The 25,358-nt window shown below is 71.4% G+C and carries 24 protein-coding genes; 10 read left to right on the plus strand and 14 right to left on the minus strand.

The genetic code is table 11. From position 1 onward, the window contains the following. Positions 1–129: 129 nt before the first annotated feature. The 10 genes from M8J74_RS04615 to M8J74_RS04660 are packed head-to-tail and all read right to left on the minus strand — an operon-like array spanning position 130 to position 10,357. Complete coding sequence (locus tag M8J74_RS04615; protein WP_058923833.1) at positions 130–1,650, minus strand: NADH-quinone oxidoreductase subunit N; 1,521 nt, start codon at positions 1,648–1,650, stop codon at positions 130–132. Continuing rightward, on the minus strand, positions 1,647–3,221 hold the full coding sequence (locus M8J74_RS04620) for an NADH-quinone oxidoreductase subunit M (protein ID WP_249835167.1): 1,575 nt from the start codon (positions 3,219–3,221) through the stop codon (positions 1,647–1,649). The genes M8J74_RS04615 and M8J74_RS04620 overlap by 4 nt, the downstream gene beginning before the upstream one ends. 6 nt (positions 3,222–3,227) lie before the next feature. Then, positions 3,228–5,222 carry an NADH-quinone oxidoreductase subunit 5 family protein gene (locus M8J74_RS04625; RefSeq protein WP_249835168.1) on the minus strand — a complete coding sequence of 665 codons (1,995 nt, stop codon included), beginning with the start codon at positions 5,220–5,222 and terminating at the stop codon, positions 3,228–3,230. Beyond that, positions 5,219–5,617 carry an NADH-quinone oxidoreductase subunit NuoK gene (nuoK, locus tag M8J74_RS04630; protein ID WP_058923836.1) on the minus strand — a complete coding sequence of 133 codons (399 nt, stop codon included), beginning with the start codon at positions 5,615–5,617 and terminating at the stop codon, positions 5,219–5,221. Before nuoK ends, M8J74_RS04625 begins: the two co-directional genes overlap by 4 nt. After that, entirely contained in the window at positions 5,617–6,309 is a 693-nt protein-coding gene (locus tag M8J74_RS04635) for an NADH-quinone oxidoreductase subunit J family protein (RefSeq protein ID WP_249835222.1), read from the minus strand. The genes nuoK and M8J74_RS04635 overlap by 1 nt, the downstream gene beginning before the upstream one ends. Before the next feature lie 32 nt (positions 6,310–6,341). Continuing rightward, positions 6,342–6,902: a NuoI/complex I 23 kDa subunit family protein gene (locus M8J74_RS04640; RefSeq protein ID WP_058923837.1), complete on the minus strand. Its 561-nt coding sequence runs from the start codon at positions 6,900–6,902 to the stop codon at positions 6,342–6,344. A 2-nt stretch (positions 6,903–6,904) separates the two neighbouring features. After that, positions 6,905–7,873: a complex I subunit 1/NuoH family protein gene (locus M8J74_RS04645; RefSeq protein ID WP_249835169.1), complete on the minus strand. Its 969-nt coding sequence runs from the start codon at positions 7,871–7,873 to the stop codon at positions 6,905–6,907. Beyond that, positions 7,870–9,243 carry an NADH-quinone oxidoreductase subunit C gene (locus M8J74_RS04650; RefSeq protein WP_249835170.1) on the minus strand — a complete coding sequence of 458 codons (1,374 nt, stop codon included), beginning with the start codon at positions 9,241–9,243 and terminating at the stop codon, positions 7,870–7,872. Before M8J74_RS04650 ends, M8J74_RS04645 begins: the two co-directional genes overlap by 4 nt. Next, the gene (locus M8J74_RS04655) at positions 9,240–9,971 is read right to left on the minus strand and encodes an NADH-quinone oxidoreductase subunit B (protein WP_249835171.1); all 732 of its coding nucleotides are present in this window, start codon (positions 9,969–9,971) and stop codon (positions 9,240–9,242) included. Before M8J74_RS04655 ends, M8J74_RS04650 begins: the two co-directional genes overlap by 4 nt. Next, positions 9,962–10,357 carry an NADH-quinone oxidoreductase subunit A gene (locus M8J74_RS04660; protein WP_058923840.1) on the minus strand — a complete coding sequence of 132 codons (396 nt, stop codon included), beginning with the start codon at positions 10,355–10,357 and terminating at the stop codon, positions 9,962–9,964. The genes M8J74_RS04655 and M8J74_RS04660 overlap by 10 nt, the downstream gene beginning before the upstream one ends. Before the next feature lie 218 nt (positions 10,358–10,575). Here M8J74_RS04660 and M8J74_RS04665 point away from each other — a divergent pair, with 218 nt between their 5' ends. The 5 genes from M8J74_RS04665 to M8J74_RS04685 all read left to right on the plus strand — a co-directional run bounded on the left by M8J74_RS04665 (position 10,576) and on the right by M8J74_RS04685 (position 17,534). Next, a complete protein-coding gene (locus M8J74_RS04665; protein WP_249835172.1) occupies positions 10,576–11,775 on the plus strand; it encodes a sensor histidine kinase in 1,200 nt (399 codons plus the stop codon). Between the two features lie 158 nt (positions 11,776–11,933). Then, positions 11,934–13,337, plus strand: a complete 1,404-nt coding sequence (locus M8J74_RS04670; protein ID WP_249835223.1) for a sensor histidine kinase — start codon at positions 11,934–11,936, stop codon at positions 13,335–13,337. A gap of 241 nt (positions 13,338–13,578) precedes the next feature. Next, on the plus strand, positions 13,579–14,238 hold the full coding sequence (locus M8J74_RS04675) for a LuxR C-terminal-related transcriptional regulator (RefSeq protein ID WP_308406001.1): 660 nt from the start codon (positions 13,579–13,581) through the stop codon (positions 14,236–14,238). A gap of 298 nt (positions 14,239–14,536) precedes the next feature. Beyond that, positions 14,537–16,462 (plus strand): 2-oxoacid:acceptor oxidoreductase subunit alpha, encoded by a 1,926-nt coding sequence (locus tag M8J74_RS04680; RefSeq protein WP_249835173.1) that lies wholly within the window; start codon positions 14,537–14,539, stop codon positions 16,460–16,462. Further along, on the plus strand, positions 16,455–17,534 hold the full coding sequence (locus M8J74_RS04685) for a 2-oxoacid:ferredoxin oxidoreductase subunit beta (protein WP_249835174.1): 1,080 nt from the start codon (positions 16,455–16,457) through the stop codon (positions 17,532–17,534). The genes M8J74_RS04680 and M8J74_RS04685 overlap by 8 nt, the downstream gene beginning before the upstream one ends. Before the next feature lie 61 nt (positions 17,535–17,595). Here the strand turns inward: M8J74_RS04685 and M8J74_RS04690 are convergent, their stop codons facing one another. From M8J74_RS04690 to M8J74_RS04700, 3 genes are all read right to left on the minus strand, one after another. Continuing rightward, positions 17,596–17,853: a hypothetical protein gene (locus M8J74_RS04690; RefSeq protein WP_249835175.1), complete on the minus strand. Its 258-nt coding sequence runs from the start codon at positions 17,851–17,853 to the stop codon at positions 17,596–17,598. Between the two features lie 225 nt (positions 17,854–18,078). Then, positions 18,079–18,594 (minus strand): DUF6082 family protein, encoded by a 516-nt coding sequence (locus M8J74_RS04695; RefSeq protein ID WP_249835176.1) that lies wholly within the window; start codon positions 18,592–18,594, stop codon positions 18,079–18,081. Between the two features lie 240 nt (positions 18,595–18,834). Further along, entirely contained in the window at positions 18,835–19,257 is a 423-nt protein-coding gene (locus M8J74_RS04700; RefSeq protein ID WP_249835177.1) for a winged helix-turn-helix transcriptional regulator, read from the minus strand. Positions 19,258–19,347: 90 nt separating this feature from the next. Here M8J74_RS04700 and M8J74_RS04705 point away from each other — a divergent pair, with 90 nt between their 5' ends. The 4 genes from M8J74_RS04705 (at position 19,348) to M8J74_RS04720 (ending at position 22,956) form a co-directional block, all read left to right on the plus strand. Further along, entirely contained in the window at positions 19,348–20,202 is an 855-nt protein-coding gene (locus M8J74_RS04705; protein ID WP_249835178.1) for an SDR family oxidoreductase, read from the plus strand. A 137-nt stretch (positions 20,203–20,339) separates the two neighbouring features. Beyond that, positions 20,340–21,296 carry an EamA family transporter RarD gene (gene rarD / locus M8J74_RS04710; RefSeq protein ID WP_249835179.1) on the plus strand — a complete coding sequence of 319 codons (957 nt, stop codon included), beginning with the start codon at positions 20,340–20,342 and terminating at the stop codon, positions 21,294–21,296. Positions 21,297–21,366: 70 nt separating this feature from the next. Beyond that, positions 21,367–21,843, plus strand: coding sequence for a VOC family protein (locus M8J74_RS04715; RefSeq protein ID WP_249835180.1), 477 nt, complete (start codon positions 21,367–21,369; stop codon positions 21,841–21,843). Between the two features lie 147 nt (positions 21,844–21,990). After that, entirely contained in the window at positions 21,991–22,956 is a 966-nt protein-coding gene (locus M8J74_RS04720) for a M28 family metallopeptidase (protein WP_249835181.1), read from the plus strand. A gap of 16 nt (positions 22,957–22,972) precedes the next feature. Here the strand turns inward: M8J74_RS04720 and M8J74_RS04725 are convergent, their stop codons facing one another. Then, positions 22,973–24,526 (minus strand): tetratricopeptide repeat protein, encoded by a 1,554-nt coding sequence (locus tag M8J74_RS04725; protein ID WP_249835182.1) that lies wholly within the window; start codon positions 24,524–24,526, stop codon positions 22,973–22,975. A gap of 238 nt (positions 24,527–24,764) precedes the next feature. On the opposite strand from M8J74_RS04725, the gene M8J74_RS04730 reads away from it, so the two are divergent. After that, a complete protein-coding gene (locus M8J74_RS04730) occupies positions 24,765–25,352 on the plus strand; it encodes a flavodoxin family protein (protein WP_249835183.1) in 588 nt (195 codons plus the stop codon). Positions 25,353–25,358 lie beyond the last annotated feature (6 nt).

Consider the following 25,358-nt stretch of genomic DNA (forward strand, 5'->3'; position numbering starts at 1 on the left):
CCGCTGGTGCCGCAGTGTCACGTCCAGTGGACCCTCCTGTCCTGGTCAACGCCAGGCGAGGGTCACTAGTTCCCTTGTGCGTACGGCGGCATGCCTGGGCCGTACGGGTGAGCGGCTCGGGGCGGGCGCTCAGAAAAGGCCGGTGTCGGCGAAGCGCAGGACCAGCTGGGGAGCTCCGGAGAGGGCGATGCCGAGGACCCCGGTGAGGGCGATCGCCGCGGTCAGGGGCGCCGGGAGGCGGTGCCGGACGGGTTCGCCCTCCGGGGCCCGGAACAGCAGCGCCGTCCATTGGAGGTAGTAGAAGAGCGCGATCACGACGTTGGCGGCCATGATCACGGCCAGCCAGCCGAGTCCCGCGTCGACGGCCGCCGAGAACACGGTGACCTTGGCGAACAGGCCGATGATGCCGGGCGGCAGTCCGGCCAGGCAGAGCAGGAAGAAGGCCAGGAGCAGGGCGGCGAGCGGGTTCCGGGCGTACAGGCCGCGGTAGTCGGTGAGGCGGTTGGCGGTCTTCGTACGGCCCACCAGTGCGGCGACGGCGAAGGCGCCGAGGTTCACGGCCGCGTACATGAGGGCGTAGGCGACGGTGGAGCCGACGGAGCGCTGCGGGTGGCCGGAGTAGGCGGCCGCGGCGATCGGTACGAGGAGGTAGCCCGCCTGGCCGACCGAGGACCAGGCGAGGAGGCGTACCGCGCTGTACGCGCGCGTGGCCTGCTGGCGCAGGGCGCCGACGTTGCCGACGGTCATGGTGAGCGCGGCCAGGGCGGCGAGGGCGGGCCCCCAGACGTCGGCGTACGACGGGAAGGCCACGACGGTGACGAGGATGAGGCCGGTGAAGCCGACCGCCTTGCCGACGACCGACAGGTAGGCGGCGATCGGCAGGGGCGCGCCGACGTAGGTGTCGGGGACCCAGAAGTGGAAGGGCACGGCCGCCGTCTTGAAGGCGAACCCGACGAGGGTGAGGACGACTCCGGTCTGGGCGAGGGTGTGGAGTTGGCCGTCGACGTGCTGGATGCGGTCGGCGACCTGGGTGAGGTAGAGGGTGCCGGTCGAGGCGTACACGAAGCTGATGCCCATGAGGCTGACGGCGGTCGCGGTGACCGACGACAGGAAGAACTTCAGCGCGGCCTCGGAGGACTTGCGGTCGCCGTGCCGGATGCCGACGAGAGCGAAGGCGGGCAGGGAGGCGACCTCCAGGGCGACGATCAGGGTCGCGAGGTCGCGGGAGGCAGGCAGGAGGGCGGCGCCGGCGGCGGAGGACAGCAGCAGGAACCAGTACTCGCCTTCGGGGAGTTGCCGGTCGGCGTCCTTGAGGGTCGTCACCGACAGCAGGGCCGCGAGGAGCGCGCCGCCGAGCACCAGGAACTGGATGACGAGGGTGAACTCGTCCGCGGTGTAGCTGCACGCGTGCGTGCCGTCGACGCAGAAGGTGCTGCGGTCGTCGCCGAGGAGGGGCAGCAGCGTGAGCGCAGAGGCGGCGAGGCCGGCGACCGAGACCCAGCCCAGGAGCGGCTTCCTGGCCTCGCCGACGAACAGGTCGGCGACGAGGACTACGAGACCGACGACGGCCGTGAGGGTGGGTGGCGCGATGGCGAGCCAGTCCACGGACTGGACGAGGTTCTCGGCCAGCGGCTGGGCCACGGAGCTCATCGGGTGCCTCCTGCGAGGAGCTGCTGCACGGCCGGGTCGGTCAGGCCGAGGAGTGCCTTGGGCCACAGCCCGGCGATGACCGTGAGGGCGACGAGGGGCGTCCAGGCCGCGAACTCGTACGAGCGGACGTCGGCGAGCTGCGGGGCTTCCTGCGGTACGACGCCCATGCACACGCGCCGGACGACGACGAGCATGTAGGCGGCGGTGAGGAGGGTGCCGAAGGCCGCGATGGACATGAAGGTGAGGAAGGCGGGGCGGCTGAGGTCGGCGGCGGGCTTGAACGCGCCGAACAGGGCGAGCATTTCGCCCCAGAAGCCGGCCAGGCCCGGCAGGCCGAGGGAGGCGACGGCGCCGAAGGCGAGCAGGCCGCCGAGGCGCGGGGCCTTGCCGTACAGCGCGGCGCCGGACTCCTCGGCGAGTGTGTCCAGGTCGGTGGTGCCCGTGCGGTCCTTGAGGGCGCCGACCAGGAAGAAGAGCAGGCCGGTGATGAGGCCGTGGGCGATGTTGGCGAACAGGGCGCCGTTGACGCCGGTCGGGGTCATGGTGGCGATGCCCAGCAGGACGAAGCCCATGTGGCCGACGGAGGAGTAGGCGATGAGCCGCTTGAGGTCGCCCTTGGCGCCCTGCTTGGCGAGGCCGAGGCAGGCGAGGGACCCGTAGATGATGCCGACGACCGCGAAGGCCGCCAGGTAGGGCGCGAAGGTGCGGAAGCCGTCGGGTGCGATGGGCAGCAGGATGCGGACGAACCCGTACGTACCCATCTTCAGCAGGACACCGGCGAGGAGCACCGAGCCGACGGTCGGGGCGGAGGTGTGGGCGTCGGGCAGCCAGCTGTGCAACGGCCACATCGGCGTCTTGACCGCGAGCCCGATCCCGATCGCCAGAACGGCGATGAGCTGCACGGATGTGGTCAGGGACCGGCCGTTGTCAGTGGCGAGTGCCACCATGTCGAAGGTGCCGGCCTTGATCCCGATCAGGAGCAGGCCGAGCAGCATGACGACCGAACCGAGCAGGGTGTAGAGGATGAACCGCCAGGCGGCCCGGGTCCGGCCCTCGCCGCCCCAGCGGGCGATGAGGAAGTACATCGGGATGAGCACCGTCTCGAACGCGAGGAAGAACAGCAGCAGATCGAGGACGGCGAAGGTCGCGAGGGTGCCGGACTCGAGGACGAGCAGCAGCGCGACGAAGGCCTTCGGGGTCGGGCCCGCGGGCATTTTGAAGTACGAGTAGAGCGCGCAGAGGAAGGTCAGCAGCGCGGTCAGGACCAGAAGGGGGAGGGAGATGCCGTCGATGCCGAGGTGGATCCGCACGTCGAGTGCGGGGATCCAGCTGATGTCGGTCGTGGCCTGCATCCTCGACGGATGGTCGTGGTCGAAGCCGAGCGCGAGGGCGATCGCCGCGATGAGCACCACACCGGTGACGGTCACGCCGTGGCGCAGCACCGCCTGCTCGGGGGACTTCCCCTTCAGCCCGGGCGGGGCGGGCAGGAGAGCGGCGACCGCGCCGAGGAGCGGTACGACGACGACGAACGCAAGAAGGAACTGCATCACGGACTCGCTGATATCGATCACGCCTGCTCACGCTCCCGTGGCGACGAGGAGGGCGGCGACCGCCAGGACGACGGTGCCGGCGAGCAGCGCGCTCACATAGGTCTGCACATTGCCCGTCTGGGCCCGCCGCACGGCGGCACCCAGCAGCCCGGGCAGGGCACCCGCACCGCGTACGTAGGTCTCGACGACCTCGCGGTCCAGGAACCGGACGAGACTCGCACCGGCCTGGACCGGGCGGACGAAGAGGGCCGCGTACACGGCGTCGAGGTGGAAGCCGACGGCCGCGTGCCGGTGCAGCGGACCGAGCAGCAGCCGCCCGGGGTCGGCGGGGTCGGGCGCGGAGGCCACTCCCCCGTACGCGGGCGCGTGGCTGGCGATGGCCTCGGCCTCGACCTGTCCGGCGTCGCTCTCGGGGTGGGCCGCGACCGCGCCGAGCGGGACGCGGGCCGCGAGGGCGGTGGTGTGGCGCCAGGCCGCGTAGGTGACGATGCCGCCGATCAGGGCGACGCCCGTGCCGACGACGGACGTGGTCAGGGCCGGGGTGAGGTCGCGGCCGTCGAACCAGTCCGGCAGTGACCGGTAGGCGAAGGCGCCGAGCGCGAGGGATGGGACGGCGAGCACCCACAGCACCACGGTCATGGTGAGGGGCTGCCTGCCGTGGTCGGGGGCCTCGGCGCCGCGGCCGTTGAAGGCCAGCAGCCACAGGCGCGTCGCGTAGGCGGCGGTGAGCAGGGCCGCGAGCAGTCCGGCGACGAGGATGATCCAGCCCGAGACACCGGGCGCGCGCTCGGTGTGGCCGGTGGCGACGTGTTCGGCGGCGCCCAGGACGGACTCCTTGGAGAAGAAGCCGCTGAAGGGCGGGATCGCGGCGAGCGCGAGGAGCGCCACGGTCATCGTCCAGAAGGCGTCGGGGACGCGGTCGCGCAGCCCGTGCAGGCGGGACATGGCGGCCAGCGAGTTGGTGCCGGCGGCGTGGATGATCACGCCGGCCGCGAGGAAGAGCAGCGCCTTGAAGGCGCCGTGCGTGAGGAGGTGGAAGACGGCGGCCGAGCGGTCGCCCACGGCGAGGGCGCCGGTCATGTAGCCGAGCTGGCCGATCGTCGAGTACGCGAGGACGCGTTTGATGTCGTCCTGGGCGAGCGCGGCGAGGCCCGAGCCGACCATCGTGACGGCGGCCATGACGGCGAGGACGACCATGGCCGCCTGGGAGGCCTCGAACACCGGCAGGAGGCGGGCGATGAAGTAGACACCGGCGGCGACCATCGTCGCCGCGTGGATCAGGGCGGAGACGGGCGTCGGGCCGGCCATCGCGTCCGGGAGCCAGGTGTGCAGCGGGAACTGCGCCGACTTGCCCGCGGCACCGGCCAGGAGCAGCAGGGCGATCACGGTCGGGTGATCGAGGCCGCCGTGTGCGACGGTGCCGAGGATGGTGGTGATGCGGAAGGAGCCGGCCTGGGTGGCGAGGGCGAACAGGCCGATCAGGAAGGGCACGTCACCGAGCTTGGTGACCAGGAACGCCTTGATGGAGGCGGCGCGGGCCTCCGGGGTCTCCCAGTAGTGGCCGACCAGGAAGTAGGAGCAGATGCCCATGACCTCCCAGCCGACCAGCAGCACGATCAGGTCGCCGGAGTAGACGACGAGCAGCATCGCGGAGGTGAACAGGGAGACGAGCGCGGCATAGGAGGGGTAGCGCGGGTCGTCGCGCAGGTAGCCCGTCGAGTAGATCTGCACGCAGGACGCGACGACGCCGACCAGGATCGCGACGAGGGCGGCGAAGCCGTCGATGTGCAGGGCGAGTTCGATGGGGACCGAGCCGGTGGGCGTCAGTTCGGTGTGGGCGTTCACGGCCTGGCCGCCGCCCTGGCGCACGGCGACCAGCACCGCCAGTACCAGGGAGGTGAGGGCTGGCAGGACAGCGAGCGGGCGGACGAAGCCGGGGGCCGTGCGGCCCAGCAGCAGGCCCGCAGCCGCTCCGAGGAACGGCAGGAGCGGGACGAGGACGGCGAGGGTGGTGGTGGTCACGCGGTGGCCTCGGCCTTCCCGGCCCCGTCGGCCGGCCCGGCCGTGAGGGCGTCGCTGTCGGGGCCGACCGTCTCGTGGCCCTCGGCGGTGTCGCGGAGCTTGTCGATGTCGGAGGTGCCGCGGTTGCGGTGGACGGCGAGGACGATCGCCAGGCCGATGCCGATCTCGGCGGCGGCGATGGCGATGGTGAACAGGGTCAGGGCCTGACCGGAGTGCAGGGTGTCCCGGGCGGCCTTGCTGAGCCATACGTCGAAGGCGACCAGGTTCAGGTTGACGGCGTTGAGCATCAGCTCGACCGACATCAGGACGAGGATCGCGTTGCGGCGGGCGAGGACTCCGTACAGGCCCGTGCAGAAGAGGAGGGCGGCCAGGACCGCGGGATAGGCGAGATGCATCAGCGGGCGCCTTCCTGGTCGGCCGGGTGGGTGCCCGCGACCGGCTTCGCCGCATGACTCCGCGCCGTTCCCCCGATCGGGTGATTACGGGAATCCGGGACAGATGGGGAACCACCGGTCGCCGCCCGGGAGTTCACAGGGGGAAGGCTCGATTCGGCCTTCGCCTTCCGGGACAGGACGATCGCGCCGACCAGAGCGGCGAGGAGGAGGACGGAGAGGGCCTCGAAGGGGAGGACCCAGTTCTGGAAGAGGCTCGCTCCGGTGACGGCGGTGGATCCGGCGGCCGGCCCGTCCAGATCGACCCAGGTGGTACGGAAGGCGTCGACGACCACCCAGACCAGGGCGGCCGCGGCCGCGACGGCAACGGTGAGGGCGGCCCAGCGATTGCCGGAGTCGGCGTCCGGGGAGCGCCCGATGGGGGCCCTGGTGAGCATCAGACCGAACAGAAGGAGGACCACGACGGAACCGACGTAGATGAGGACCTGCACCCAGGCGATGAACTCGGCGGTGAGCAGGAGGTACTCGACGGCGAGGCCGCCGAGGGCGACCACCAGCCACAGGGCGGCGTGCACCAGCTGCCGGGTGGTGACGGTGACCAGCGCGGCGCCGAAGGTGGCCAGGCCGACGAGGAGGAACGCGATCTCGACGCCGGTCGGGGAGAGAAAGCCGTGCTGCGCGGCGGCGAGCGTCACAGCGGCCGGGTGGGTGATGTCGGCCGGGTGGGTCACGGCTGTCCTCCCTGCGGCTCGGTCGGCTCCGTCCGCGCCGCCGCGAGCTTCTCGGCGGACTTGCGGGCGGCGGCGATCTCCTTCGGTTCCTCCGCGCCGGGGTCGAGGGCGGGCGGGGCCGGCACCGTCCACATCCACTCGCGGAGCTTGTCGCGCTCGTGGGTGAGTTCGCGGATGTCGGTCTCGGCGTACTCGAACTCCGGGGACCAGAACAGGGCGTCGAAAGGACAGACCTCGATGCAGATACCGCAGTACATGCACAGGGAGAAGTCGATGGCGAAGCGGTCGAGGACGTTGCGGCTGCGCTCACGCCCGCCGGGGGTGGCCGCCGGGACCGTCTCCTTGTGGGAGTCGATGTAGATGCACCAGTCCGGGCACTCCCGGGCGCACAGCATGCAGACCGTGCAGTTCTCCTCGAACAGGCCGATGACGCCGCGGGTGCGGGGCGGGAGGTCGGGCTGGGTGTCCGGGTACTGCTCGGTGACCGACTTCTTCGTCATCGTGCGGAGGGTGACGGCCAGGCCCTTGGCCAGGCCTGAGCCGGGGATCGGGGACATGGTTACTGGATCACCACCTTGACGATGCCGGTGAGGGCGATCTGAGCGAGGGAGAGGGGGACGAGGAGGGTCCAGGAGAGCTTCTGGAGCTGGTCCTCGCGCAGCCGGGGGTAGGTGACGCGGAGCCAGATCACGAGGAAGGCGAGGACGGCCGTCTTGAGCAGGGTCCAGACCCAGCCGAGGCCGTCGGCGCCCCAGGGGCCGTGCCAGCCGCCCAGGAAGAGGACGGTGGTCAGGCCGCACAGGACGATGATTCCGGCGTACTCGGCGAGGAGGAACAGGGCGAAACGCAGACCGGTGTACTCGGTGTAGGCGCCGAAGATGATCTCCGAGTCGGCGACGGGCATGTCGAAGGGGGGCCGCTGGAGTTCGGCGAGGCCGGCGACGAAGAAGACGACGGCGCCGACGATCTGCCACGGCAGCCACCACCACTGGAAGGCGTCGAGGATGCCGGGCAGGGAGACGGTGCCGGCGGCCATCGCGACGGAGGCGGCGGTCAACAGCATCGGGAGCTCGTAGGCGAGGAGCTGGGCGGCGGTGCGCAGGCCGCCGAGAAGGGAGAACTTGTTGGCGGAGGCCCACCCGGCCATGAGCGAACCGAGGACGCCGACGCCCATCACCGCGAGGACGAAGAAGATGCCGGCGTCCAGGACCTGACCGACGGCGCCCTCGTCCGGGCCGATGGGGATGGCGACCAGGACCAGGAGGTACGGGAGCAGGGCGACGGCCGGAGCGAGCTGGAAGATGCGGCGGTCCGCGCCCGCGGGCACGACGTCTTCCTTCTGCGCGAACTTCACGCCGTCGGCGACGAGTTGGGCCCAGCCGTGGAAACCGCCGGCGTACATCGGACCGAGGCGGCCCTGCATGTGGGCCATGACCTTGTGCTCGGTCTGGCCCACGATCAGGGGGAAGGTGAGGAAGACGACGAAGACGATCAGGAGTCGCAGGGCGACGTCGACAACGTCGGTCACTGCCGGCCTCCTTCAGGGTCTTCCGGGCTGCGGGTGTCGGGGGTGCGGTCGTCGGGATCCGCCGCGGACTCCGACGGCGGGGCGGAGTCCGGGCCCGGTTGCGGGGCGGAGTCCGTGTCGCGTTGCGCGGCGGGCCCGGGGCTCTGGGGTTCCGTGGTGCCGGGCTCCTCGAAGGCCGGGCGAGCGTGATGCCAGGGGGCGTCCGGGCTGTGGGGGGTGGTCGCGGGCTTCGGCGGCGGCGTGGTGGTGGGCGCGGCCTTCGGAGGCGTGGTCCGGGGCGCGTCGGCAGCGGCGTCGGACGCGTCGGCAGCGGTGCGGGCCACGTCAGCCGCGGCCTCGGAGGCGTCCGCCGCAGCACGGGCCTCGTCAGGCGTGGCCGCCGGCCCTTCGCCTGTGGCCGTCGGCCCTTCGCCCGTGGTCGCCGCCCCTTCACCCGTAGATGCCGGACGACCGCCCGTGTTGCCCGCGTCCGCCGCCGTCTGGCTCACGGATCCCTGGGCGGCAGAGCGCGAGCGCCGGGGCCGTGTCGCGGGCGCGCCGCCGCCGGCCGTCCCAGAAGCCGCGCCGGTCTCCGCGACCGCGCCGGAATCCGCAATCGCACCGGAATCCGCAATCGCACCGGTCTCCGAAGCTCCGCCGGTCTCCGAAGGTCCGCCGGCCTCCGAGGCACCGCCGGCCTGGCTCGCCGACCCCTCAGCAGCCGACCGCATGCGCCGAGCCGGACGCTCGCCCACCGCGCGTGCCGGACGCTCACCCACCGCGCGGGCCGGGGCACGCGTGGGGCGGGCGGGGGCCGGGGGGAGCTGGCCCTTCAGGGGGCCCCATTCGTTGGGGTCCGGGACTCCCGGGGGGAGCATCTGGCGGCGCTTGGGACCGCCGTGGTCGGACTCGCCGGGTTCCTTGGCGCCGGGCCAGGCCTTGGCGACGCGGGCGGCGAGGACGAAGTCTTTGCGCAGGGGGTGGCCCTCGAAGGTCTCCGGGAGGAGGAGGTGGTCCAGGGCGGGGTGGCCCTCGAAGTCGACGCCGAACATCTCGTGGGTCTCGCGCTCGTGCCAGGCGGCGCCCGCGTACACGTCGACGGCGGAGGGCAGGACGGGGGCCTGGTGCGGGACGGTCGTGCGCACGAGCAGGCGGCGGACCGGGGAGAGGGCGACGACGTGGGCGGCGACACGGAAACCGGTGCCCGGTTCGTCGACGGCGCTCAGCCAGTCGAAGTAGGTGCAGGCGAGGCGGTCACGGGCCGTTTCCAGCGCGGTGAGCCAGGAGGACGGCGGCACGTCGACCGTCAGGACCTCGTAGGACTCCTCGGCCGTGGCCTCCGTACCGAACAGCTCCTCGACGGGGGCCGGAAGCCAGCCGACCGTGGTCATCGCCCGCCCTCCTCGCCGGTCTTGCCGACGCGGCCGGTCTCAGCCGCGCCGCCGGTGCCGCCGGCGTTCCCAGCCCTGCCGCCCTCGGCAGCCGCACCGGCCGCACCACCCGCATCCGCCCCGAGCGCCGGCGGCTGCACCAGTCCGCTCTGGAGGGCCGCCGCCGACGGACGGGCTCCACCGTCGCCGTACCCGTACCGCTCCCCCAGGGACTCGCGGGCGATCTTCTCCTGGAGTTTGAGGATGCCCTGCAGGAGGGCCTCGGGGCGGGGCGGGCAGCCGGGGACGTAGACGTCGACCGGGATGATCTGGTCGACGCCCTTGGTGACGGAGTAGGAGTCCCAGTAGGGGCCGCCGCAGTTGGAGCAGGCGCCGAAGGAGATGACGTACTTCGGTTCCGGCATCTGCTCGTACAGGCGCTTCACCGCCGGCGCCATCTTGTCCGTCACCGTGCCGGAGACGACCATCAGGTCGGCCTGGCGCGGACCCGGGGCGAAGGGAATGACGCCGAGGCGGATGAAGTCGTGGCGGGCCATGGAGGCGGCGATGAACTCGATCGCGCAGCAGGCGAGGCCGAAGTTGAAGACCCAGAGGGAGTAGCGGCGGCCCCAGTTCAGGACCACCTTCATCGGCTCCGGGGCGAGGCGGGCGAGGGCGCCGAGCCGCTTGGGCTCCGGCAGCAGGACCGGCTGCCCGCCGGTGGTGTCGGTGTCTGGCGTCACGTCCATGCCAGAACGCCCTTCTTGTACGCGTAGAGCAGGCCGACGGTCAGGAAGCCGAGGAAGACGAACATCTCGACGAGGGTCGTCGCGCCGTAGCCGGGGGCGGCGAAGACCGTCGCCCAGGGGAACAGGAAGATCGAGTCGACGGCGAAGATGACGTAGAGGAAGGCGTAGACGTAGTAGCGGACCTGGGTGTGGGCCCAGCCCTCGCCGACGGGGTCGACTCCGCACTCGTACGTCAGGAGCTTCTCGGGGGTGGGGACCACCGGTCGCAGCAGCCGGCCCGCGCCGAAGGCCACGGCGACGAACAGCACGCCGACGACGGCGAGCAGCCCGACGACCGAGTACGACTGGAAGTAGTCCGCCGCGACCACGACGGTCGGTTCCCGCACGTCCGTCCCCTCACTCGTGTCACTCGCTGCTGTTCGACGATCTGTACGCACCGGAGTCTAGGCCCTGATAAAGGGGCGGTAAGCAGCCCGTCACGCCTCGAGATCCCGCGGAGATCCGCCGGGGACGCGCGCGGGGGCGCGGGGGTGGGGTTTTCCCCAGCGGACAGGGGCGGCCGACCTCATGGCGCGGCTGCCCGCCGCGCGGCACGCTAGCCCATATGACCGAAGGATTCTCGCGCCCCGACCGGGCCCCGGAAGGCGCCGACGACCGTCTGCCGCCCGCCCGTTTCGCCTACGACCCGCACACCTGGAAGGAGATCGCCCATCTGCTGGCGAACCTTCCGCTGGCGTTGTTCGGGTTCGTGTACGTCGTGACGGTGCTGTTCACCGGGTTCTGGCTGACCGTGACGGTGATCGGGTTCCCGTTGCTGGCGGCCGGGCTGATGGGGGCGCGGCTGTGGGGGCGGCTGGAGCGGGGGCGGGCCAGGGCGCTGCTCGGGGTGCGCGTCGACGAGCCGAGCCCGTTGCCCGGGCGGGAGGCGGCGGGCGGTTTCCTGCCGCGGCTGTGGATGGCGCTGAAGGATCCGGTCGCCTGGCGCACGGTGCTGTACGACGTCATCCGGCTGCCGTGGGGGATTCTCACCTTCACGGTGACGCTGACGTCGTTGTTCGTGCTGTGGCCGGTGCTGCCGTTCATCGCGCGGGGGCTGGCCAACGCCGACCGGGCGATGGTGCGCGGCCTGCTGTCGCCCTCCGACGAGCTGGAGCGGCGGATCGCGGAGCTGGAGTCGGACCGCGGGGTCGTGGTCGACACGGCGAACGCGGATCTGCGGCGCATCGAGCGCGATCTGCACGACGGGGCTCAGGCCCGTCTGGTCAATCTGGCGATGGGGCTGGGGCTGGCGAAGGAGAAGCTCCTGGAGGATCCCGACTCGGCGGCGGAGATGGTGGCCGAGGCGCACGGCGAGGTGAAGCTGGCGCTGCAGGAGCTGCGGGATCTGGCCCGCGGCATCCATCCCGCCGTGCTGACGGACCGGGGGCTCGACGCGGCGCTCTCGTCGGTCGCCTCGCGCTGCACGGTTCCCGTGAAGGTGACGGTCGATCTCGGCGCCCGGCCGGCCGCGGCGATCGAGGGCATCGCCTACTTCACCGTCTCGGAGCTGCTGCAGAACATCAGCAAGCACAGCGGGGCGAGGACCGCGTCCGTGGAGGTGTGGCGGGCGGACAGCCGGCTGCTCATCCAGGTCGAGGACGACGGCCGCGGCGGCGCCCGCCTGGACGGCGGCAGCGGCATGCGGGGGCTCGCCGACCGGCTGGACGCGGTGGACGGCCTGTTCGTCATCGACTCGCCGCAGGGCGGGCCGACCGTCGTGACGGCCGAGCTGCCGTGGCGGGACCGGCCGGCGGGCGAGAAGTAGCCGGAGACGTGCGCGGGGGTAGGGAAAACCCCCCTTCCAAGAGGCCGACGGACTCCATGGTCCGCGGACCTGCGGCGCAGCAGTGTGGAGGTACGGCGGGACAGCCGCGGCCGAGCAGGTCGGATGGACGAGTGGACGAGCAGAAACGGACGACGTCGATGGCCACGGACTACGAGTACGGGCAGGGTCACGGATCGGGGCACGGATCGGGGCACGGAACCGGCTTCGGAACCGGGTTCGGGTACTCCGGGCCCACCGGTGAGCGGCGGCATCGGCTGCCGGCCGGGCTGCGTGCGCCGTTCGAGGCGCGCAGCTGGCGCGAGTTCGGGTACGTGCTGCTCAGCCTGCCGATCGGCATCCTGCTCTTCGTGTACGCGATCACCATGGTGTCGCTGGGGGCGGGGCTGCTGGTCACCTTTCTGGGGATCCCGGTGCTGGCGGCGGGGCTGGCCGGGTGCCGGGGGTTCGGGGCGCTGGAGCGGGCGCGGGCCCGCGGCATGCTGGGGCTGGAGGTGGCCGACCCCGAGCCGCTGCGGATGAAGAAGTCCGGGGTGATGGCGTGGATGGGGGCGGTGCTGAAGAGCGGCACGTCGTGGCGGACGCTGCTGTACGCGGTGCTGCAGTTCCCCTGGTCGGTGTTCTCGTTCGTGGTCGCCGTGAACTTCTGGGCGTACGGGTGGGCGCTGCTGACGTACCCGCTGTGGTTCTGGGTCTTCCCCGCGTACGTCGGCCAGGGCGGCCTCCAGCTGTACGGCGACGCGCACCACTCGGTCTACCTGGACAACCCCTTCGAGATCACCGTGACGGCGCTGGTGGGGCTGTTGTTCACGCTGGCCACGCCGTGGATCGTGCGGGCGCTGACGACGGTGGACCGGCTGATGGTGCACGGGCTGCTCGGGCCGTCGCGGCTGTCGGCGCGGGTGGTGGAGCTGGAGTCCGACCGGGGCGTCGTGGTGGACACGGCGGCCGCTGACCTGCGGCGCATCGAGCGCGACCTGCACGACGGCGCCCAGGCCCGGCTGGTGGCGCTGGCGATGGATCTGGGGCTGGCGAAGGAGAAGCTGACCGAGGACCCGCAGGCGGCGGCGCGCATGGTGGACGAGGCGCACGGCGAGGTGAAGACGGCGCTGCAGGAGCTGCGGGACCTGGCGCGCGGGATCCACCCGGCGGTACTGACGGACCGGGGGCTGGACGCGGCGCTGTCGGCGGTGGCCTCGCGGTGCACCGTGCCGGTGCAGGTGGAGGTGGATCTCGCCGAGCGGCCGGCGCCCGCCATCGAGGGCATCGCGTACTTCACCGTGTCGGAGCTGCTGCAGAACATCAGCAAGCACTCGCGGGCCACCTGGGCGGCGGTGGACGTGTGGCGGGTGGAGGACCGGCTGATGGTGCAGGTGATGGACAACGGCGTGGGGGGCGCGGACGCCTCCGGCGGGTCGGGGCTGGGAGGGCTCGCGGAGCGGCTGGACGCCGTGGACGGGATCCTCGTGGTGGACTCGCCGGCCGGCGGGCCGACGCGGGTGACCGCGGAGCTGCCGTGGCGCTCGGAGCGGGCGCTGGGCTGACCGCCGACGGTCGTAGGCACCGACGCCCGGGGGCTGGTCCCCCGGGCGTCGTCGGCCCTGAAGGGGCCTCGGGGCCTCGTCCTGTGAGCGCGGGAGGGGCGGAAACCCCCCGGAACCCGTCGTACCGTGCACGCTTTCGGGTTGAATCACGTCGGCCGGGCGCACCCGGGTCCGAATGCTGGAATGCTGGACTACTGGCAGACGGAGTCGGGCTGGGGGGCCGGAGATCGTGGAGGACAGGGTGCGGGTGGTCATCGCCGAGGATTCAGTGCTGCTCAGGGAGGGGCTGACCCGGCTGCTGACCGATCGCGGGCACGAGGTCGTCGCCGGTGTCGGCGACGGGGACGCGCTGATCAAGACCATCACGGAGCTGGACGGACAGGGCGAGCTGCCGGACGTGGTGGTGGCCGACGTCCGCATGCCCCCGACGCACACCGACGAAGGGGTGCGGGCGGCCGTGGAACTGCGCAAGTCGCATCCCGGTCTCGGGGTACTCGTACTGTCGCAATACGTGGAGGAGCGGTACGCCACCGAACTGCTGGCCGGTTCCAGCCACGGCGTCGGCTATCTGCTGAAGGACCGGGTCGCCGAGGTCCGTGAGTTCGTGGACGCGGTCGTGCGGGTGGCCCAGGGCGGAACCGCGCTGGACCCGGAGGTGGTCGCTCAGCTGCTCGGCCGGAGCAGGAAGCAGGACGTCCTGGCCGGGCTGACGCCACGGGAGCGGGAGGTGCTGGGGCTGATGGCCGAGGGACGTACCAACGGGGCGATCGCGCGGCAGCTGGTGGTCAGCGACGGGGCCGTGGAGAAGCACGTCAGCAACATCTTCCTGAAGCTGGGGCTGTCCCAGAGTGACGGGGATCACCGGCGGGTTCTAGCGGTGCTCAGGTACTTGAACTCGTGACGGGACGACACTGAGATCGGTGGTCACGCGTTCGACCGTCGAGCCGGTGTTCCGTCGTCTGTCGTCCGGCGACCGTGCGGCGTCGTGGGCCCAGAACCGAACCGTTCGCGGGGAGCGTCTTCAAAGGCAGCGCCGGGGGGCGAGAAATCATGACAAGTCATGGCGTCGCAGCGTCTCAGAACCGTGTCCATCATGCGAATGACCGAGGGAAGGCGACCCTAACGGACGTAGGGTTGATCCAGGGAAGGCCTGCGGGAAGGCCGGTCCCAGACAGCCGCCTCGAGGGAGGTCCAGTTCAGTGACCAGCCAGGTCAGCAGGACAGCGGAGCAGGCCGAAGAATCCGTACTGGGAGAGCAGCGCAAGCCGGCCGGAACGAAGGACGTACGCAGGCTGGACCGGGTGATCATCCGGTTCGCGGGTGACTCCGGTGACGGGATGCAGCTCACCGGCGACCGCTTCACCTCGGAGACCGCGTCCTTCGGAAACGATCTCTCCACCCTTCCCAACTTCCCGGCCGAGATCCGGGCGCCCGCCGGCACCCTGCCGGGCGTCTCGTCGTTCCAGCTGCACTTCGCCGACCACGACATCCTCACCCCCGGTGACGCGCCGAACGTCCTGGTGGCGATGAACCCGGCCGCTCTGAAGGCGAACATCGGCGATCTGCCGCGGGGCGCGGAGATCATCGTCAACACGGACGAGTTCACCAAACGGGCGATGCAGAAGGTCGGCTACACCGCCTCCCCGCTGGAGGACGGCTCGCTGGACGGCTACAGCCTGCACCCGGTGCCGCTGACGACGCTGACGGTGGAGGCGCTGAAGGACTTCGACCTGTCCCGCAAGGAGGCCGAGCGCAGCAAGAACATGTTCGCGCTGGGTCTGCTGTCGTGGATGTACCACCGGCCCACGGAGGGCACGGAGAAGTTCCTGCGGACGAAGTTCGCGAAGAAGCCGCAGATCGCCGAGGCGAACCTGGCGGCGTACCGGGCGGGCTGGAACTTCGGGGAGACGACGGAGGACTTCGCGGTCTCCTACGAGATCGCGCCCGCGACGACGGCCTTCCCGACCGGCACCTACCGCAACATCTCCGGGAACCTGGCTCTGGCGTACGGCCTGGTCGCGGCCTCCCGCCAGGCGGATCTGCCGCTGTTTTTGGGCTCGTACCCCATCACCCCGGCCTCGGACATCCTGCACGAGCTGAGCAAGCACAAGAACTTCGGCGTACGGACCTTCCAGGCCGAGGACGAGATCGCCGGCATCGGCGCGGCGCTGGGCGCGGCCTTCGGCGGCTCGCTGGGGGTGACGACGACGTCCGGTCCGGGCGTGGCCCTCAAGAGCGAGACGATCGGGCTGGCGGTCTCCCTGGAGCTGCCGCTGCTGATCATCGACATCCAGCGGGGCGGGCCGTCGACCGGTCTGCCGACCAAGACCGAGCAGGCGGACCTGCTGCAGGCGATGTTCGGCCGCAACGGCGAGGCCCCGGTGCCGGTCGTGGCCCCGTGCACGCCGGCGGACTGCTTCGACGCGGCGATGGAGGCGGCCCGGATCGCGCTGACCTACCGCACCCCGGTGATGCTGCTCTCCGACGGCTACCTGGCCAACGGCTCCGAGCCCTGGCGCATCCCCGAGCTGGACGAACTCCCCGATCTGAGCGTGCAGTTCGCTCAGGGCCCGAACCACACCCTGGACGACGGCACCGAGGTGTTCTGGCCCTACAAGCGCGACCCCCAGACGCTCGCGCGCCCCTGGGCCGTCCCCGGCACGCCGGGCCTGGAACACCGCATCGGCGGCATCGAGAAGCAGGACGGCTCGGGCAACATCTCCTACGACCCGGCCAACCACGACTTCATGGTCCGCACCCGCCAGGCCAAGATCGACGGCATCGATGTCCCCGACGTCGAGGTGGACGACCCGCACGGCGCGTCCACCCTGGTGCTGGGCTGGGGCTCGACCTACGGCCCCATCACGGCGGCGGTACGGCGGCTGCGCGCGGGCGAATCCATCGCCCAGGCGCATCTGCGCCACCTCAACCCGTTCCCGAGGAATCTCGGCACGGTGTTGCAGCGCTACGACAAGGTGGTGATCCCCGAGATGAACCTCGGGCAGCTCGCCACGCTGATCCGGGCGAAGTACCTGGTGGACGCCCACTCGTACAACCAGGTGAACGGCATGCCGTTCAAGGCTGAGCAGCTCGCCACGGCTCTCAAGGAGGCCATCGATGGCTGAGACGACCACGGAAGGCACGGGCACGATCGAGGCGCTCTCGCTCGTCCCCAAGGCCGAGGCCCGCCAGTCCATGAAGGACTTCAAGTCCGATCAGGAAGTGCGCTGGTGCCCCGGCTGCGGTGACTACGCGATCCTGGCGGCCGTCCAGGGCTTCATGCCGGAGCTGGGGCTGGCCAAGGAGAACATCGTCTTCGTCTCGGGCATCGGCTGCTCGTCACGCTTCCCGTACTACATGAACACGTACGGCATGCACTCCATCCACGGCCGCGCGCCGGCCATCGCGACGGGTCTGGCCGCCTCGCGCCGGGACCTGTCCGTGTGGGTGGTCACGGGTGACGGCGACGCGCTGTCGATCGGCGGCAACCACCTGATCCACGCGCTGCGCCGCAACGTCAACCTCAAGATCCTGCTGTTCAACAACCGGATCTACGGTCTGACGAAGGGCCAGTACTCCCCGACCTCCGAGGTCGGCAAGATCACCAAGTCGACGCCGATGGGCTCGCTGGACGCGCCGTTCAACCCGGTCTCGCTGGCGCTGGGCGCGGAGGCGTCCTTCGTGGCCCGGACCATCGACTCCGACCGCAAGCACCTGACCGAGGTCCTGCGGCAGGCCGCCGCCCACCCGGGCACGGCCCTGATCGAGATCTACCAGAACTGCAACATCTTCAACGACGGCGCCTTCGACGCGGTGAAGGACAAGCAGCGGGCGGAGGAGGCGGTGATCCGGCTGGAGCACGGGCAGCCGATCCGCTTCGGTGCGGACGGTTCGCGAGGAGTCGTCCGGGACGCGGCGACCGGTGACCTGAAGGTCGTGACGGTGACGCCGGAGAACGAGGCGCAGGTCCTGGTGCACGACGCCCACGCGGCGTCCCCCACCACGGCCTTCGCCCTGTCCCGGCTGGCCGACCCCGACACCCTGCACCACACCCCGATCGGCGTCCTGCGGTCCGTGGACCGCCCGGTCTACGACACCCAGATGGCCGACCAGCTGGACACGGCGATCGAACAACACGGCAAGGGCGACCTGGCGGCACTGCTGGCGGGCGGGGACACGTGGACGGTGGTGGGCTGACACCCGTCGGACGTACCGAGGGGCCCGGACACCGTGCAGGTGTCCGGGCCCCTCGTTCGTTTCACGCGTCGGGGATGTCCTTCTTGGCGCGGATGAGGGTCTCGCGGGTGATCACGACGATGCGCTCGTAGTCGGCCCTTGCGGCGTCCGGGGGGAGATGGGAGTCGAGGGCGGCCGTGGCTTCGGTTCCGATGATGGCGTAGTTTCCGTCGGACAGCTCGAAGATGTCCGGGCAGGTCTCGCCGGTGTGGCTGCCCCGCTGCCGCGGGGAGGCGCCGATGCGGCGGGAGATGCGGACGGACGAGAGCTCATCGTGCAATTCAGCAGCTCCCTCTCGAGGCACTGAGGCCTCGCATCAACAAGGGCGGCAGTGCCTAACGACTGCCACCCTCGGAGGTCACGATGACCCTGCGAAAGTCTCGCCATTCGTGACGCCCCTCACACCTGTTCGCCCCCACACGCCGCGCCGATTCACCCCTGCGCCCCGCGCCCTTTCACCCTCACGCGCCGACAGCGCTCCCTCCTCCACCGGACGGGCTCCGGCTCAGTCGCCCGGCGGCTCGGGCGAGGGTCCGACGATCCACCACTCCTCGGGATCGTCCGCCAGCTCCTCCATGAGGGTGTCCACCGCCTCGCCGACCAGCCGTTCCAGCGATCCGGCGGCGAGACTGCGCCGGTGCTCGACCGTGCGCTCCCAGTACTCGGCGAACACCTCGTTGCGGCACAGCACGCGCAGGTTGCCGAGCAGCTCGCTCCAGTCGATGGTGCCCGTCCGGTGGGACAGCAGGATCGTGGCGTACTCCCGGTTGGCGAACAGCATCTGGCGGCGCTTGTGCTCGGAGATGCCGCTCAGTGTGCTCATCGCGGCGGCGAGGGTGGGGTCGTCTATGGCCCGGTCGAGCTGCTCCGTGAGGAGGCGGTGCACCTGGATCTCGTTGGCCCGGCGCAGTTCCCGCCCGATGGCGTGGAGTTCCTCGCCGAGACGGGCGATCTGGGCCACCAGATCCGGCAGCGTCGTCTCCTGGCGGCGGGTTCCCCTTTTCCCGGGCGACCGGAGCACACCCCATCCCGCCGCCATTGCAGAACCGATCCGCCTAGCGACCGGAGTCAGTGTGACCATGTCAGGGAAACCCCCCGGGTGCGATACCACTCCGCATCCAGCCTGCCCTGCGCGTCACCTCGGCACGGGAGGCGGAGAGGGGGCGCACGGATGGACGTGGCACCCATGCCGCCCGAAGCCCTGACCTCCGTGTGCCCCCTGGCGCCGCCCCCATCCCGTTGACGGCTCCGGCGCGGCGGGTCAGCCCTGCGCAGCGGCGGCCTTTCGCACGTCGTACCGCTCCCGTGCCTCCTGTACCGCCCCCATTCGCCTCTGCGTCCACTCGGCCAGCCCCCGCACCTGTTCGGCGGCCTCTCGGCCCAGGTCGGTGAGGGAGTAGTCGACCCTCGGGGGGATCACCGGCCTTGCGTCGCGGTGGACCAGGCCGTCGCGTTCCAGGGTCTGCAGGGTCTGGGTGAGCATCTTCTCGCTGACCCCTTTGCCCACCCGGCCGATCGCCCGGCGCAGTTCGCTGAAGCGGTAGGGGCGGTCGAGGAGCTCGATCAGGACCAGCACGCCCCAGCGGCTGGTGACGTGTTCCAGGACGAGGCGATGGGGGCACATCGTCTCGCCGGTGTCGTTCCCGGAGACGGCGGGCGGCGAGGTGCTGGTACTTACGGCCATGCCAGTACCTTACTTCAAAGTGGGTACTTTCCAATAGTTAGCGCTTCTCCTAGGGTTAGTGCATCCGCACCCCACAAGGAGTCCCACATCATGAGCATCGTCGTCACCGGAGCAACCGGACACCTCGGCCGTCACGTCGTGGAGCAGCTGCTGGAGAAGGTCCCGGCGGAGCAGATCACGGCCGTCGTCCGCGACGAGGCCAAGGCGGCCGACCTCGCCGCACGCGGCGTGCGGCTCGCGGTCGCCGACTACAACACCCCCGAGACCTTCGACCACGTCTTCTCGGCCGGTGACAAGGTCCTGCTGATCTCCGGCAGCGAGCTCGGCAACGACCGCGTGGGCCAGCACAAGGTCGTCATCAACGCGGCCAAGGCCGCCGGCGTGGCCCTGCTCGCCTACACCAGCGCCCCCGGCACCCTGAAGGCCGCACTCGCCGACGACCACCGCGACACCGAGGCGGCCCTGCTGAACTCCGGCCTGCCCTACGTGCTGCTGCGCAACGGCTGGTACAACGAGAACTACACCGAGCAGCTCGCCCCCGTCCTGCAGTACAACGCCGTCACCCAGGCGGCCGGCGAGGGCCGCGTCTCCTCCGCCGCCCGCGCCGACTACGCGGCCGCCGCCGTCGCCGTACTGACCGGCGAGGGGCACGAGAACAAGACGTACGAGCTGGGCGGCGACGAGGCCTGGAGCTTCGCCGAGTACGCGGCCGAACTGAGCGGGCAGACCGGCAAGGAGATCGCCTACCACCCCGTCTCCGTCGAGGAGTACACCGGCATCCTGACCGGCGCCGGCCTGCCCGGGCCGGTGGCCGCGATCATCGCCGGCGTGGACGCCTCCGTCGAGAAGGGCGAGCTGGTCGTCGACAGCGGTGACCTCAGCCGCCTGATCGGCCGCCCGACCACGCCGATCGCCGAGTCGATCACGGCCGCGCTCAAGGGCTGACCACTCCCCCGCCGAGGGTCTCGCACCCCCACCTCCGCGTGTCATGACCGTATGGCGATACGGGCATGACACGCGGGGGTTTCCGGCGTTACCTTCGTGGCTGCACGGGTGTGCGACGAGGTGAGCGGGAGGTGCCCATGACCGGGAAGTCGAAGAGCGAGCAGCGGATCGGCCTGCTGAACGGCTTCGCGGCGTACGGCATGTGGGGTCTCGTCCCCCTCTTCTGGCCCCTGCTCAAGCCCGCCGGATCGGTCGAGATCCTCGCCCACCGCATGGTCTGGTCGCTGGGGTTCGTGGCCGTCGCACTCGTCGTGATGCGGCGCTGGGCCTGGGCCGGTGAGCTGCTGCGGCAGCCGCGGCGACTGGCCCTGATCACGGTGGCGGCGGCCGTGATCACGGTCAACTGGGGCGTGTACATCTGGTCCGTGAACAACGGGCACGTCGTCGAGGCCTCGCTCGGGTACTTCATCAATCCGCTGGTCACCATCGCCCTGGGCGTGCTCGTCCTCAAGGAGCGGCTGCGGCCCGTGCAGTGGGCGGCGGTCGGCATCGGGTTCGCCGCGGTCGTGGTCCTGACGGTCGGGTACGGGCAGCCGCCGTGGATCTCCCTCACCCTCGCCTTCTCGTTCGCCACGTACGGCTTCGTGAAGAAGAAGGTCGGGCTCGGGGGCATCGAGTCGCTGGCCGCGGAGACCGCGATCCAGTTCCTGCCGGCGCTCGCCTACCTGCTGTGGCTCGGCTCGCGCGGCGACTCGACCTTCGCGACCGAGGGTCCGGGGCACGGCGCACTGCTCGCGGCGACCGGAGTGGTCACCGCGCTGCCGCTCGTCTGCTTCGGGGCGGCGGCCATACGGGTGCCGCTGTCGACGCTGGGGCTGCTGCAGTATCTGGCGCCGGTGTTCCAGTTCCTGCTGGGCATCCTGTACTTCCACGAGGCGATGCCCGTCGAGCGGTGGGCCGGGTTCGCGCTGGTGTGGTTGGCGCTGTGCCTGCTGACGGCCGACGCCTGGCGCGCCGCGCGCAGGGTCGCCCGGGAGCGGGAGGCGGCCGTGCCGACGATCGCGGCGGCACCGTCCGCTCCGGTGGACGCCTGACCCCGACCGGCGCCTCGCGGGAACCGCAGGTCACGGCGGACTGTCGGACCCGGCCGCTATAAGTGGTCCCATGACGCAGACACCCGCCCCGCCCCCGGCCCCCGTCCACTGGAAGGTCGTCGTCGACGCCGGCGACCCGCACGCCCAGGCCGACTTCTGGGCCGCCGCGCTCGGTTACGAGGTCGAGGACAACAGCGTGCTCGTCCGCCGGCTGCTGGAGGCCGGGGCCCTGCCGGCCGAGGCGGCCGTCGACTCCCACGGACGCCCGGCCTTCCTGGATCTGATCGCCGTACGGCACCCGGAGGACCCGTACGACGAGGGCACCGGCGTCGGGCGCGGCCGGCGGCTGCTGTTCCAGCGCGTGCCGGAGGCGAAGACCGTGAAGAACCGGCTGCACCTCGATCTGCACCCCGGCGACGGGCGGCGCGAGGGCGAGGTCGAGCGGCTGGAGGCGCTGGGGGCGAGCGTGCTGCGTCGGGTGAAGGAGCCGGCCGGCGAGTGGGTGGTGATGGCGGACCCGGAGGGGAACGAGTTCTGCGTGTCCTAGGCCGCAGCGGCGGTCCCGGCGGGCGGCCTGTGAAGAAGTGGCTCCGGTATGCGAACCGCGTGTCCTGATAACGCTCTTGACGCGCGGTTGGTAAAAGCTTCACCATCCGGGGACCCCATTCCCTTCAAGGAATTCGGAGCCCCCCACATGAAGTTCTCCGTTTCCGGGCGTGCGGCCGCCGTCTGCGCCGCCACCTCCGCCCTCTCGGCTGTCATGCTCCTGACCAATGGCGCGACGGCCGGCGCGGTCACCGCCCCCACGCCCTCGGCGGCCGCCGCCGCTCCCGACATCAGCGTGGCGAACGTCAAGGCCCACCTCGCCCAGCTGCAGTCCATCGCCACCGCCAACGGCGGCAACCGCGCCCACGGCAGCGCCGGTTACAAGGCCTCGCTCGACTATGTGAAGGCCAAGCTGGACGCGGCCGGATTCACCACGACCGTCCAGCAGTTCACGTCCTCCGGCCGCACCGGCTACAACCTGATAGCCGACTGGCCGGGCGGCGACGCCAACCGGGTCCTGATGGCGGGCTCGCACCTGGACAGCGTCAGCGCCGGGCCCGGCATCAACGACAACGGCTCCGGCTCGGCGGCGATCCTGGAGACCGCGCTCGCCGTCTCCCGGGCGGGCTACCAGCCGGCCAAGCACCTGCGGTTCGCCTGGTGGGGCGCCGAGGAACTGGGCATGGTCGGCTCCCGCTCCTACGTCAACGGCCTCTCCAGCGCCAACCGTTCGAAGATCAGCGGCTACCTGAACTTCGACATGATCGGCTCCCCGAACCCGGGCTACTTCGTCTACGACGACGACCCCACGATCCAGAAGACGTTCCAGGACTACTTCACCGGCCTCGGCGTCTCCACGGAGCCCGAGACGGAGGGCGACGGACGCTCGGACCACGCGCCGTTCAAGAACGCCGGCGTCCCGGTCGGCGGCCTGTTCAGCGGCGCCGACTACATCAAGACCGCGGCGCAGGCGAGCAAGTGGGGCGGCACGTCGGGACGGGCCTTCGACGCCTGCTACCACTCCTCCTGCGACAAGACCTCCAACATCGACGACACCGCGCTGGACCGCAACGGCGACGCGATCGCGTACGCGGTCTGGAAGCTGTCCGCGTAACGGGCCGGCTCCGCGGTCACCGGGCCGAGTTGCGGGCGCGTTCCGCGAGTCGGCCCATCCGCGTGCGGGCCGAGTCCAGCCGCTCGGTCTCCTCGGCGGCCGGGCCGCCCTCCGCGACGAGTTCGCTCCACAGGCCGATCAGGTCGCGCCCCAGGGCGAGCCCCTGCTCCGGGTCGCGCACGGCGCGCCAGGCGGACGCCGCGCTCTGGATGTTCCCGTACGCCCCTTCCGCGTTCCCCAGTCGGCGGTGCAGACGGGCCAGATCGATCGAGAGCCGGTGGGCGCGGACCGGCTCACCGGCCAAGTAGGCGATGTACGCGGCCAGTTCGCGCAGCTTGAGCACCTCCGGGTGCTCCAGCCCGAGTACCGCCGACGCCTCTCCCACCACCCGCGTGGCCAACTGGTCCGCCTCCGCTATCCGTCCCGACCGCACGGCGTCGTTCACCTGGGCCATCGGCTCCAGGAGGAACCCGGGCGCGGTGGGCGGCTCGTCCCCGAGCACGGCTTCGGCCACGGCGTCGAAGCCTCGGGCGGGGGTGGGCGCGGACTTGGGGGCAGGCTCGGGGTCCAGACGCGGCAGGAGGGGGGTGCCGGACGAGCGGGACGTGCCGGCTGCGCGAGGGGTGCCGGAGGCGTCCGCGCCGGGCGGGGTCGTCGAGCCCGGTGTGGCGTCCTCGGGTGCGTCGGCGTCCGCCGGTGACGGCCAGGTGACCGTGTCCGCGCCCGGCGCGGGGCGCGGCGGGACCGCGTCCATCAGCGGGGGCGGGCCGAACACGCCCGTGGGCGGCGCGACCGTGCCGGGCGCCCGCTCGGGTACCGCGCGGATCGCGAACGTCGGTGCCGAACCGGCGGCGGACTCCGCGACGGCCCGCGCAGGGAAGGCGGGCGCGTGCTGCCCGAGCGGCTGCGGTGCGGACACCGCCCGCAGCGAGAAGGTGGGCACGTTCTCCCGCGCCGGTTCCGCCTGCTGCCGCAGAGGGCCGGCGGGGCTGTCCTGCCCACTCCTCGGAGCCTGCGTCGGCGATACGGGCGTGGGGTCGGGGGTGCTCGTCGGCCGACTGGCGGAAGCTGCGGGAGCCGGAGTCGTGGGCTGGACGGCGGAAGCGGCGGAAGCGGCGGGAGCCGGAGTCATGGGCTGGACGGCAGGAGCGTCCGGAGCCGGAGTCGCCGGTCGCGACGGCGATGCTGGCGCCGGGGTCGGAGTCGCCGGTCGCGACGACGGTGCCGGCGCCGGAGGCGGAGTCGCCCGTCGCGGTGCCGGGGTCGGGGAGCCGGTGAGGTGGCTGGAGCCGTCGGGGGCGACCTGGAGGGGGACGACGAAGCCGAGGCGTTCGTCGTGGATCGTGGCCCGGGCCGGGTGGCCGGTGGCGAGGGCGATGCGGCGCAGATGGCCGAGGACGGCCTGCTGGACGTCCTCGCCGTCGGCCACCGAGAGCGGCACCCCGCCGATCGTCGCGACCGCCGCGCCCGTCGGGTCGGCGGGGATGTGCACGTCGATCGGCGCGGCCGCCAGGGCCGAGGGCGCCGTGCCCTGCTGTTCCCGCTGGGTGTCGCCGCTGGGTCGAGACATCTGTGCCCTCACTCGAACGTGCCGGCGAACCGGCGGTCAGCGCGTCACGATCGGGTCGACACGCTCAAGGTGGAGTCTCTCCGCCCACCCACGGTTCTCATGTCACCACGACGTCACAGCATCGTTCCAGTGATCCGGCCCAGCTCCCTGCCTCATCTTGATGCATGTGCATATAATGCAGGTGCTTTCAATTTGCCCGTACCCGTCGTCCGTATCGCATCGAACTCCTGGGGGATCCATGACCGGCCGCCGCTTCCTCTTCGTCCTGGGCAGCAGCCGGGCCGACGGCAACACCGAACTGCTCGCCCGCAAGGCCGCCGAACAACTGCCCGCGGACGTCGAGCGGCGGTGGATCAGCCTCGCCGAACACCCGCTGCCCGACTTCGTGGACCAGCGCCGCGACAGCGACCATGTGCGGCCGCCGGCGGGCAGCACCCCGGCACTCCTCCTGGACGCCACGCTGGCGGCCACCGACCTCGTGATCGTCTCGCCGCTGTACTGGTACTCGGTGTCCGGCCACACCAAGCGCTACCTGGACCACTGGTCCGGCTGGCTGCGCACCCCCGGCATCGACTTCAAGGCCGCCATGGCGGGCCGCACCCTCTGGGGCGTCACCGCCCTCGCGCACGAGGAGACCGAGGTCGCCGCCCCGCTGATCGGCACCCTCAGCAACTCGGCCGCCTACATGGGGATGCGCTTCGGCGGGGTCCTGCTCGGCAACGGCAGCGCGCGCGGCGACGTGCTGAACGACACGGATGCCCTCGCCCGGGCCAAGACCTTCTTCGCCCAGGAGGCCCCGCTCGCCCGCTTCCCCTACGAGGGCTGACGGCCC

This window comes from Streptomyces panaciradicis (assembly GCF_023516615.1).
Lineage (GTDB): Bacteria > Actinomycetota > Actinomycetes > Streptomycetales > Streptomycetaceae > Streptomyces > Streptomyces panaciradicis.